10 protein-coding genes are annotated in these 10802 nt (G+C 68.0%); all 10 read right to left on the bottom strand.

All coding sequences use genetic code 11. The annotated features are described in order from the left end of the window. Positions 1-38: 38 nt before the first annotated feature. Positions 39-1154 (bottom strand): 3-isopropylmalate dehydrogenase, encoded by a 1116-nt coding sequence (gene leuB, locus ABE454_RS04955; RefSeq protein WP_346529678.1) that lies wholly within the window; start codon positions 1152-1154, stop codon positions 39-41. After that, a complete protein-coding gene (leuD, locus tag ABE454_RS04960) occupies positions 1154-1756 on the bottom strand; it encodes a 3-isopropylmalate dehydratase small subunit (protein WP_346529680.1) in 603 nt (200 codons plus the stop codon). The genes leuB and leuD overlap by 1 nt, the downstream gene beginning before the upstream one ends. After that, positions 1749-3209 carry a 3-isopropylmalate dehydratase large subunit gene (gene leuC, locus ABE454_RS04965; RefSeq protein ID WP_346529682.1) on the bottom strand — a complete coding sequence of 487 codons (1461 nt, stop codon included), beginning with the start codon at positions 3207-3209 and terminating at the stop codon, positions 1749-1751. Before leuC ends, leuD begins: the two co-directional genes overlap by 8 nt. Further along, a complete protein-coding gene (locus ABE454_RS04970; RefSeq protein ID WP_346529684.1) occupies positions 3196-4167 on the bottom strand; it encodes a branched-chain amino acid transaminase in 972 nt (323 codons plus the stop codon). Before ABE454_RS04970 ends, leuC begins: the two co-directional genes overlap by 14 nt. Beyond that, positions 4151-5404: a 2-isopropylmalate synthase gene (locus ABE454_RS04975; RefSeq protein ID WP_346529687.1), complete on the bottom strand. Its 1254-nt coding sequence runs from the start codon at positions 5402-5404 to the stop codon at positions 4151-4153. The genes ABE454_RS04970 and ABE454_RS04975 overlap by 17 nt, the downstream gene beginning before the upstream one ends. Then, positions 5401-5652, bottom strand: coding sequence for an ACT domain-containing protein (locus ABE454_RS04980; protein ID WP_346529689.1), 252 nt, complete (start codon positions 5650-5652; stop codon positions 5401-5403). Before ABE454_RS04980 ends, ABE454_RS04975 begins: the two co-directional genes overlap by 4 nt. Before the next feature lie 2 nt (positions 5653-5654). After that, a complete protein-coding gene (gene ilvG / locus ABE454_RS04985; RefSeq protein ID WP_346529692.1) occupies positions 5655-7361 on the bottom strand; it encodes an acetolactate synthase 2 catalytic subunit in 1707 nt (568 codons plus the stop codon). Positions 7362-7392: 31 nt separating this feature from the next. Then, positions 7393-8406, bottom strand: a complete 1014-nt coding sequence (ilvC, locus tag ABE454_RS04990; protein WP_346529695.1) for a ketol-acid reductoisomerase — start codon at positions 8404-8406, stop codon at positions 7393-7395. Positions 8407-8418: 12 nt separating this feature from the next. Further along, a complete protein-coding gene (locus ABE454_RS04995) occupies positions 8419-10161 on the bottom strand; it encodes a dihydroxy-acid dehydratase (RefSeq protein WP_346529698.1) in 1743 nt (580 codons plus the stop codon). A gap of 104 nt (positions 10162-10265) precedes the next feature. After that, a partial coding sequence (locus ABE454_RS05000; RefSeq protein ID WP_346529700.1) for a hypothetical protein occupies positions 10266-10802 on the bottom strand: 537 nt, incomplete at its 5' end.

Genomic DNA, 10802 nt, shown 5'->3' on the forward strand with positions numbered 1-10802 from the left:
CGTGCGGCCCGCCTCCTGTCTTCCTTGATATTCAGGCTTCAGGCCCAGTGCATCGGCACATGACGCGCCGCCGCCCAGTGGATGGCGCGGATGGCGTCGACGATGGCGCGGGTGGCGGCCACCGTGCCCAGCTCTCCGCCCAGATCGGCGGTGACGGCGCCGGACGCCAGCACGGCCGCGACCGCCGCCTCGATGGAGTCGGCTTCGTCCTCCAGCTGGAAGCTGTGGCGCAGCATCATCGCCGCCGACAGCACCATTCCGACCGGATTGGCCAGATCCTGTCCGGCGATGTCGGGCGCCGAGCCATGGATCGGCTCGAACAGGCCCGGCCCATCCGCGCCCAGCGAGGCCGAAGGCAGCAGGCCGATAGAGCCGCCCAGCACCGAAATCTCGTCCGACAGGATGTCGCCGAACATGTTCTCGGTCAGGATGACGTCATACTCGCGTGGCTTGCGGATCAGGTGCATGGCCATGGAGTCGACCAGGGCGTGCTCCAGGGTGATCTGCGGATATTCCTCGGCGTGGATGCGCGTCACGACCTCGCGCCACAGGCGGCTGGTCTCCATGACGTTGGCCTTGTCGACCGAGGTGACCTTGCCGCGGCGCTGTTCGGCGGCCTGGAAGGCGGCGCGGGCGACGCGCTCGATCTCCTCGACCGTATAGACGCACAGGTCGGACGCCTGGGTTTCGGTGCGGGTGCGCTCGCCGAAATAGACGCCGCTGGTCAGCTCGCGGAAGACGATCAGGTCGACGCCCTCGACGATCTCCTTCTTCAGCGGCGAGCGGTGGGCCAGCACCGGCGAGACCTGCAGCGGGCGCAGGTTGGCGTACAGGCCCATGGTCTTGCGGATGGCCAGCAGGCCTTGCTCGGGACGGACCGGGGCGCCGTCCCATTTGGGCCCGCCGACGGCGCCCAGCAGCACGGCGTCGGAAGCCAGACAGGCGGCCTTGGTCTCTTCCGGCAGGGACTCGCCCGTCGTGTCGATGGCGGCGCCGCCGATCAGATGTTCGGTGAAGTTGAAGCGGTGGCCGTAGATGTCGCCGATGCAGGTCAGCACCCGCTGGGCGGCCAGTGTCACTTCGGGACCGACGCCGTCGCCGGGCAGGACGGCGATGTCGAAGGTGCGGGCGGCGGGCGTTTCATGGGCGGTCATCAGGCGGTCTCCGGCTGAAAGGCGTCGTTTCGGGCGTGTTCGAAGGCGGTCACGTCAGGCAGTTTCGACTGAAGCCAGCCGAGGGCGTCGACCCCGTCCAGCAGGCACTGGCGGGCGAAGGACTCGACCTTGAACGGCACGGCCGGGGCGTTGCCGCGCCGGATCTCATTGGCGTCCAGATCAATCGTCACCGGCTGTTCCGGGTGGGCGGCCAGATCGTCCCAGACCGCCTGATCGACGACGATGGGCAGAAAGCCGTTCTTCAGGGCGTTGGAGGTGAAGATGTCGGCGATCTCGGTCGAGATCACCGCCCGGAAGCCGTAGTCCAGCAAGGCCCACGGCGCGTGCTCGCGCGACGAGCCGCAGGCGAAGTTCGGCCCGGCCAGCAGGATGCGCTGTTCGGTGGGGTCGATGCGGTTCAGCACCGCCTCGGGCTTGGGCGAACCGTCGGCCTCATAGCGCCAGTCGTGGAAGGCGTGGGCGCCCAGACCCTCGCGCGTCGTGGTGGTCAGGAAGCGCGCGGGAATGATCTGATCGGTGTCGATATTGGCCTGACTCAGCGTCAGGGTCTTCGACGTCAGAACCTTGAATGCTTCAGACATTTTGAGCCTCCCCTACCGCCTCGCGCGCGGCGCTCGGCTGTTTGAGGGGGGCCGACCCCGACAGATAGACGCGCGGGTCGGTCAGCACACCGGCCACGGCGCTGGCGGCGGCGGTGGCGGGGCTGGCCAGTATGGTGCGGGCGCCCTTGCCCTGACGGCCCTCGAAGTTGCGGTTGGAGGTCGAGACGGCCAGCTGGCCCGGCGCGACGAAGTCTCCGTTCATCGCGATGCACATGGAGCAGCCGGGGATGCGCCATTCGGCGCCCGCCTCGGTGAAGACCCGGTCCAGACCTTCGGCCTCGGCGTCGCGGCGGACGGCTTCGGAGCCGGGGACGACCAGCATCCGCACGCTCGGCTGGACCTTGCGGCCGCGCAGGACGTCGGCGGCGGCGCGCAGATCGGGCAGGCGGCCGTTGGTGCAGCTGCCGATGAAGACCACGTCGACCTTGTGGCCGGTGGTCGCTTCGCCCGCGGTGAAGCCCATGTAGTCGATGGCCTTCTGGTCCGAGGCCGAGCGCGGCTGGGGTACGGGGGCGCCGACGGGGGCGCCGGCGTCCGGGGTGGTGCCCCAGGTGGCCATCGGGCGGATGGCGCCGCCGTCCAGCACGACCTCCTTGTCGAAGACTGCGCCGGGATCGGTGGCCAGAGCCAGCCAGTCGGCGACGGCGGCCTCATAGTCGGCGGGGACATGCCGACGTCCGCGCAGCCAGTCGACGGTGGTCTGGTCCGGCGCGATCATGCCCGCGCGGGCGCCCGCCTCGATTGACATGTTGCACAGGGTCATGCGCCCTTCCATGTCCAGCGAACGCACGGCCTCGCCTGCATATTCAATGACGTAGCCGGTGCCGCCGCCGAAACCGATGGCGGCGATGACGGCCAGCGCCACATCCTTGCCGGACACGCCGGGACGCAGGCGCCCATCGACCGTCACCCGCATGGCCTTGGCCCGACGTTGCAACAGGCACTGGGTCGCCAGTACATGGCCGACTTCCGAGGTGCCGATGCCGAAGGCCAGCGCCCCGAAGGCGCCGTGGGTGGCCGTGTGGCTGTCGCCGCAGACGACGGTCATGCCCGGCTGGGTCAGGCCCAGCTCCGGTCCCATGACGTGGACGACGCCGCGCTGGTCCGAGCCCCAGCCCGCCAGTTCGACATTATGACGGGCGCAGTTGGCCTCCAGCGTCTCGACCTGACGGCGCGCCTGTTCGGTGACATAGGGGCGCTGGCCATTCGGCCCGGCGGGTAGGGTGGGGGTCGAGTGGTCCAGGGTGGCGAAGGTGCGATCGGGACGGCGGACCTTCAGCCCGCGCGCCTCGATCTCGGAGAAGGCCTGGGGCGAGGTGACTTCGTGGACCAGATGCAGGTCCACATACATGACGCCCGGAGTCTCGGCGGTTTCCGGCACGACGACGTGCCGGTCCCAGACCTTCTGATACAGGGTTTTAGGCTGGCTCATGCGCGCGCTCCTTCGCCGGGGCGGCGGCCGCCTCGCCGATAGGCTCCAGCCAGCCGAAGCGGTCGGGCGTCGTGCCGTCGAACAGGCCGCGGAAGGCCTTGTTCACGGCCTTGGTCACCGGGCCGGGGCCGCCTGCGCGGGTCATGATGCCGTCGATGGAGCGGACGGGGGTGATCTCGGCGGCCGTGCCGGTCATGAAGACCTCGTCGGCGACATAGAGGGCTTCGCGCGGCAGCACCTGTTCGCGCGCCTCATAGCCCAGGCCGCGCGCCAGCTTCATCACGCTGTCGCGGGTGATGCCCTGTAGGATGGAGGCGGCGGCAGGCGGGGTCATCAGCACCCCGTCCTTGACGATGAACAGGTTCTCGCCGGCGCCCTCGGACAGCAGGCCGTCGGCGCCCAGGGCGATGCCTTCGCCGAAGCCGCGCACGCGGGCCTCGCGCCCGATCAGATAGGAGGACAGATAGTTGCCGCCCGCCTTGGCGCCCGCCGGGACGGTGTTCGGCGCCACGCGGTTCCAGCTGGAGATGCAGGCGTCGACGCCCTTCTCCAGCGCCTCTTCGCCCAGATAGGCGCCCCAGGCGAAGGCCGAGATCATCACATCGCTGCGGATCGTCTCGGCCGAGGGGCTGACGCCCATGCCGCACTCGCCCAGAAAGGCCAGCGGACGCAAATAGGCCGAGCGCAGGCCCTCAGCGCGCACCACGTCCTTGCAGGCCTGAACCAGCTCGTCCTCATTATAAGGCATGGGGAAGTGGTAGATGCGCGCGCTGTCGAACAGGCGGCGCACATGGTCGGTCAGGCGGAAGCCGCACGGGCCGTTCGGGGTGTCATAGACGCGGATGCCCTCGAACACCGAGGTGCCGTAGTGCAGGGCGTGGCTCATGACGTGAACCGTGGCCTTCTCCCACGCGATCAGTTCGCCATTGATCCAGATGTTCTTAGCCAGCGGCGGCATAGGCGGGTTCCTGTCGGGTCTCGGTTTGGGCGGCGGCGTTGATGATGGCCGTCAGTTCGATGTCGTTGATCTCGCCGATCTCGTCGGCGCGGCGTTTGAAGCCGGCGAAGACGGCGGCCAGGGCCTCGCCTTCCAGCGCGTGGCCCAGCACCTCGGCGCGCTTGGCGACGGCGTGGCGGCCCGAGTGCTTGCCCAGAACGAAGCTGGTGCCGTCGAAGCCCACGTCCTGCGGGCGGATGATTTCATAGGTGCGGCTGTCGGCCATCATGCCGTGCTGGTGGATGCCGGACTCGTGGGCGAAGGCGTTCATGCCGACGATGGCCTTGTTGCGGGCGATGACGCTCTCGGTCACTTCGCACAGCGTGCGCGAGGCGCGGACCAGCTGGCGCGCGTCGGCTCCCGTCGACACGCCGAAGCGGTCGGCGCGGGTGCGCAGGGCCATGATGGCTTCCTCGATCGAGGCGTTGCCGGCGCGCTCGCCGATGCCGTTGATGGCGCCTTCGATCTGACGGGCGCCGCCCTCGACCGCGGCCAGGGAGTTGGCGACGGCCAGACCCAGATCATCGTGGCAGTGGGTCGAGAAGATCACGTCGGGATGACGCGGCCGGATCTGTTCGTTCAGATAGGCGAAGCGTTTGGTCACTTCCTCGGGCATGGCGTAGCCGACGGTGTCCGGCACGTTCAGGGTCCGGGCGCCCGCATCGGCGGCGGCGATCAGGGCCTCGACCAGAAACTCCGGCTCGGTGCGGAATGCGTCCTCGGCCGAGAACTCGATGTCGGCGAACATGGAGGCGGCGTGTTCCACAGTGCGCGAAATGGCCTCCAGAACCTGATTGGTGCTCATCCGCAGCTTGGCCGAGCGGTGCAGGGGGCTGGTCGCCAGGAAGATGTGGCAGCGCTGGTGCGAGGCCGGGGCCGTCGACAGGGCGCGGTGCGAGGCGTCGATGTCCTTTTCGTTGGCGCGCGACAGGGAGCAGAAGACCGGTCCCTCGATCTCGCCCGCCACGCGGCGGATCGCATCCTCGTCGCCCGGCGAGGCGGCGGCGAAACCGGCCTCGATCACATCGACGCCCAGGTCGCGCAGCACCGCCGCCATCGTCAGCTTGGCGTCGGTCGACATGGAGAAGCCGGGCGCCTGTTCGCCGTCCCGCATCGTGGTGTCGAAGATGATGACCCGGTTGGGGTCGGACGCCGCAATCTGGGCGGTTCTGGATACGCTTTCTACTCGGGACATCATGCAGCCTCGGACTGGAAGGTTTGGGCCTGGATGCGCGCGACGCCGATCAGGCGGTCGATCTGGCGGCCCAGGTTGTCGATGGAGCGGGCGGCGTCGCGCCCGCGAACGGTCAGGGCGATGCGGCGCATCGCGCCTTCATCCGCCATATTGATGCCGTCGATGTGGAAGCCGCGGCGCTCCACAAGGCCGATAAGACGCTGAAGCGAGCCGTCGGCCCGGTCGATGTGGATGTGAATGGTGTCGCTCATGTTCATGCGCCTTCCATCATTTCAGCGTTGCTCTTGCCCGGCGGCACCAGCGGCCAGACGTTTTCCTTGGGGTCGATGACGACGTGGGCCAGACAGGCACCCTTGGCTGCCAGCAGGCGGGCCAGACCGGCCTCGACCTGATCGCGGCGGTCGATGCGGAAGGCCTCGACGCCGAAGGCTTCGGCCACCTTCACGAAGTCCGGATTGTCGGACAGGTCGATCTCGGAATAGTTCTCCGAGAAGAACAGCTCCTGCCACTGGCGCACCAGACCCAGCGAAGAGTTGTCCAGCAGGACGATCTTCAGCGGCACCCCATAGCGGCGCAGGGTGGCCAGCTCCTGGACGTTCATCATGAAGCCGCCGTCGCCGGCGATGGTGACGACGACCGCATCGGGGTCGGCCATCTGGGCGCCCAGACCGGCGGGCAGGCCGAAGCCCATGGCGCCCAGACCGCCCGAGGTGATGTGGGCTTCAGGACGGGCGAAGCGGCAGTGCTGGGCGGCCCACATCTGATGCTGGCCGACGTCGCAGGCGGCGACGAAGCGGTCGCCCGCCATTTCGGACAACTGCTTCAGCAGGGCGGGCGCATAGACGCCTTCGCCGGGCGCGTCATAGCGGGCGGCGTGGCGTTCGGCCGCTGAGGCGCAGCGGATGACCCACGGATCGATCGCCAGCGGCGCCGCCGCCAAGCGTTCGGTCAGGGCCTCGATGGCCGGGCGGATCTCGCCGCCGACGGCGACGTGGGTCTCGCGCAGCTTGCCGATTTCCGAGGCGTCGACGTCGAAGTGGACGACGCGGGCGTGGGGGGCGAACTCGGCCAGCTTGCCGGTGGCGCGGTCGTCGAAGCGGGCGCCCATGACGATCAGCAGGTCGGACGCCTGAACCGCTTCATTGGCCGCGCGCGTGCCGTGCATCCCCAGCATGCCCAGGAAGCCAGGGGCGTCGGTCGGCACCGTGCCCAGGGCGTTCAGGGTGGCGACGGCGGGAATGCCGGTGGTTTCGGCGAAGGCGCGCAGGGCCTCGGTCGCACGGCCGATCTTCACCCCGCCGCCGATGTAGATCAGCGGGCGCTCAGACGTGCGGATGAAACGCTCGGCCTCGGCGATGGCGTCGGGATCGGCCTCAGTCGTCTCATTGGGAATGTTGAAGCCGAAGGGGGCGACGGTTTCGGCGAACTGGACGTCCTTGGGCAGGTCGACCAGCACCGGGCCGGGGCGGCCCGAGGCGGCGATGTGGAAGGCCTGTTCGATGGCGGCCGGAATCTCGGCGGCGTCACGGACCAGGATGGAGTGTTTCACGATCGGCAGGGTGACGCCCAGGATGTCGATCTCCTGAAAGGCGTCGGTGCCCATGACCCCTTGAGGGACATTGCCGGTGATGCAGACCATCGGCGCCGAATCCATCATGGCGTTGGCGATGCCGGTGATCAGATTGGTGGCGCCGGGGCCCGAGGTCGCCATACAGACCCCGACCCGGCCGCTCAGACGCGCATAGGCGTCGGCGGCGAAGGCGGCGGCCTGTTCGTGGCGGACCAGTATGTGTTTCAGCGACGAGCCGGTCAGGGCGTCGTAGATCGGCATGATGGCGCCGCCAGGATAGCCGAACACGACCTCTACGCCCATCCGCTCCAGGCTGGAGACAAGCAGGCGCGCGCCGGTCATGACGGCCGGGGCGGGGGGTGTTTTCAGGGCGGGCGCGGCGGCGCTCATCGGTTCAGTCTCTCTTTATATATATAGAGGTTCAGGCGGCGGCCTGTTTGGCCGTCTGCAGCCAGGCCATGCGGTCGCGCAGACGGGCGCCGACCTGTTCGATCTGGCTGGCGCGATCCTCGGTCAGCAGGGCCTCGTATTTCGGCTTGCCCGCCTCGTTCTCGGCGATCCATTCGCGCGCGAACTGGCCGCTCTGGATCTCGTCCAGAATGGTCTTCATGCGGGCGCGGGTCTCGTCAGTGATGACGCGCGGGCCCGAGGCGACAGCGCCCCATTTGGCCGTTTCCGAGATGAAGTGGTGCATCTTGGAGATGCCGCCTTCGTAGAACAGATCCACGATCAGCTTCAGCTCGTGCAGGCATTCGAAATAGGCGATCTCGGGCTGGTAGCCGGCCTCGACCAGGGTGTTGAAGCCCTGGATGACCAGCTCCTTGGCGCCGCCGCACAGGACGGCCTGTTCGCCGAACAGGTCGGTCTCCGTCTCTTCGCGGAACGAGGTCTCAAGCAGGCCGCCGGTCGCCCCGCCGATGCCCTTGGCGTAACCCATGGCGCGGTCGCGCGCCTTGCCGGTCGCGTCCTTTTCGATGGCGAACAGGGAGGGGACGCCGCGGCCGCGCGCGAACTCGCGGCGGACCAGATCGCCCGGACCCTTGGGCGCCACCAGGATGACGTCCATGTCGTCGCGCGGCGTGATGCGGCCGTAGATGATCGAGAAGCCGTGGGCGAACAGCAGGGCCGAGCCCGGCTTGGCGTTCGGTTCGATGACATCGCGATAGATCTCGTTCTGGATCATGTCGGGCGTCAGGATGGCGATGATGTCGGCGTCCTTGACCGCCTCGGCGGGTTCGGCCGTGGCCAGGCCGTCTTCGGTCGCGTGCTTCCAGCCCGTACCGCCGTGGCGAACGCCGACGATCACGTCGTGGCCCGAATCCTTCAGGTTCTGGGCGTGGGCGCGGCCCTGCGAGCCATAGCCGATGACGGCGATGCGTTGCCCGGCGATGGCGCCCGGCTTGATGTCTTCATTCGTGTAGATGGTGATGGCCATGGGAGGGGGTCCTTAGGAAGCAGCGGTTTCGGTGGAGCGGGCGGCCAGATCGGCGGGGATCTGGGCCGGCGGCGGATTGGGAATGGTCACGGCCCCTTGCGAGGCGGAGGCGACGGCGGCGCGGTATTTCGCGAAGACGCCTTGCGCCGGGCGGATCCGGTTGGGGGCGAAGTCCGCCCGGCGCGCCTCCAGATCGACGAGCACATCGATCCTTCGGTTGGTGACGTCGATGACGATCGGATCGCCATCGCGAATGAGAGCGATGGGGCCGCCCGCCGCCGCCTCGGGCGAGACGTGCCCGGCGACGAAGCCGTAGGAGGCGCCCGAGAAACGGCCGTCGGTCAGCAGGGCGACGTTCTCGACCTTGCGGCCCTTCAGGGCGGCGGTGACCTGCAGCATCTCGCGCATGCCGGGGCCGCCCTTGGGGCCTTCGTAGCGGATGATGATGACGTCGCCTTCGCCGACTGATCCGTCCTGAACCGCGTGGAAGGCGTCTTCCTCGCAGTCGAACACGGCGGCCGGGCCTTCAAAGCGGTCGACCTTATGGCCGGTCAGCTTGATGACGGCGCCCTCCGGCGCGACATCGCCATAGATGACGGCGTAGGAGCCGCGCGCCATGACCGGGGCCTCGAAGTCGGTCACGACCTGTTGGCCGGGCTGCTCCTCGGCGTCGCCGGCTTCGGCGAACAGGCTGCGGCCCGAGACGGTCGGGACGTTGGCGATCTTGCCCGCCTCGGCCAGACGCTGGGCGACCAGGCGCGTACCGCCGGCCGCATACAGGTGCGAGGCCAGGAAACGGCCGCCCGGCTTCAGGTCGCAGATGACCGGCGCCTCGACGCAGGCCTGGTGGCAGTCCTCGACGCCGAAGTCGACGCCCGCCTCGGCCGCGATGGCGGTCAGGTGCATGACGGCGTTGGTCGATCCGCCCGAGGCCGAGACGGCGATGGCCGCGTTCTTCAGGCTGGCCTTGGTGATGTATTTGCGGGTTGTGTCTCCGGCGAAGACGCGCTCGACGATCAGGCGGCCGCAGCGCTCGCCTTCCGCGCCCTTGGCCGGATCGACGGCGGGCACGTCATTGGCGCCCATGGGGCTGATCCCCATCATCGACAGGGCCATGGCCATGGTGTTGGCCGTGAACTGGCCGCCGCAGGCACCGGCGCCGGGGCAGACCGCGCTCTCGACCGCCTTCAGGCCCGCATCGTCCAGCGACCCGGCGGCGTGGGCGCCGATGGCCTCGAACACTTCCTGGACCGAGACTTCCTTCGTGCCGATGACGCCGGGCAGGATGGTGCCGCCGTAATAGACCAGGCCGGGGATATCCATGCGGGCCAGAGCCATGGCCGCGGCGGGAATCGTCTTGTCGCAGCCGACGATGCAGACAACGCCGTCCAGCTGATGCCCCTCGATGGCCAGTTCGATCGAGTCGGCGACGACTTCGCGGCTGATCAGCGAGGCCTTCATCCCCGCCGTGCCCATGGAGATGCCGTCAGTGACGACGATGGTGTTGAAATCGACCGGATAGCCGCCTGCGGCGACGATCCCGGCCCGCACGTCCTTGGCCAGACGGTCCAGGTGCATGTTGCACGGCGTGACTGTCGACCAGGTGTTGACGATGCCGATCATCGGCTTGTCGAAATCGGCGTCCTGCATCCCTGCCGCGCGCAGATAGGACCGCGCCGCAGCCCGGTTCGGGCCTTGAGTCACAGCCGCAGAGCGGCTGTTGGGTTGTTTCGTGCTGTCAGAAGGCGTCGTCATTGTGATTTTGGAACTTCTTGCCTGTCGGTGTTGGGCTGGGCACAAGAAAAACCCCGCGTCCGGAGCCGGAGCGGGGTGAATGGGCGAAACTGGCTGGGTTCAGGTCAGGTCGCAGGCATCCACACCGCTTGGCTAAGCGGAATGAGAATTACCGAGAGAAGGAGTACGCCCAGCGACAGCACGCGCAGATCGGCCGCCGCTTGCGCGGGGCTCAGGATCGCAGCGATGGCGGCGCGGTGGGACAAGGAGAGACCTTTCGAACTGCCGCCCTTATGCCTGCCTTGATGTTGCGGCGCAACCGGCTCGTAAAAGAAAAATGGAATAAAGCACCGCTGAAGCGGCCGTTTCGCGAATTGGGCGACAGAAAACGTCCCGATTGGCGGGTGCGAGGGTGAAAATTGCGCCTGATCGGGCGTCTCCACCAAACAAACGAATGCGCGCGTATACGCGAGGGCGTGTATGGGGCTCTGGCTGGCGGACTCTGGTTTGTTGGGATTCTTGGACTTTTTGTGAAAAGGCGCTTGCCACCGGAAAGGGGCCGACGTATATCGCCGCCTCGCTCGGAGACGGGCTGGGCCGACGGGCTTCGGAGACATGGTTTTCGGGGTTTGGTTCGGGGCAAGGGTTTGAAAAAGCGTCTT

This window comes from Brevundimonas diminuta (assembly GCF_039673845.1).
In the GTDB taxonomy this organism is placed as follows: domain Bacteria; phylum Pseudomonadota; class Alphaproteobacteria; order Caulobacterales; family Caulobacteraceae; genus Brevundimonas; species Brevundimonas diminuta_E.

Bases quoted from the DNA above. Each gene is read 5' to 3' on its own strand.
- leuD (WP_346529680.1), bottom strand. From the start codon at position 1,756: ATGTCTGAAGCATTCAAGGTTCTGACGTCGAAGACCCTGACGCTGAGT.
- ABE454_RS04975 (WP_346529687.1), bottom strand. From the start codon at position 5,404: ATGATGTCCCGAGTAGAAAGCGTATCCAGAACCGCCCAGATTGCGGCG.
- ilvC (WP_346529695.1), bottom strand. From the start codon at position 8,406: ATGGCCATCACCATCTACACGAATGAAGACATCAAGCCGGGCGCCATC.
- ABE454_RS04970 (WP_346529684.1), bottom strand. From the start codon at position 4,167: ATGCCGCCGCTGGCTAAGAACATCTGGATCAATGGCGAACTGATCGCG.
- ABE454_RS04995 (WP_346529698.1), bottom strand. From the start codon at position 10,161: ATGACGACGCCTTCTGACAGCACGAAACAACCCAACAGCCGCTCTGCG.
- ABE454_RS04980 (WP_346529689.1), bottom strand. From the start codon at position 5,652: ATGAGCGACACCATTCACATCCACATCGACCGGGCCGACGGCTCGCTT.
- leuB (WP_346529678.1), bottom strand. From the start codon at position 1,154: ATGACCGCCCATGAAACGCCCGCCGCCCGCACCTTCGACATCGCCGTC.
- leuC (WP_346529682.1), bottom strand. From the start codon at position 3,209: ATGAGCCAGCCTAAAACCCTGTATCAGAAGGTCTGGGACCGGCACGTC.
- ilvG (WP_346529692.1), bottom strand. From the start codon at position 7,361: ATGAGCGCCGCCGCGCCCGCCCTGAAAACACCCCCCGCCCCGGCCGTC.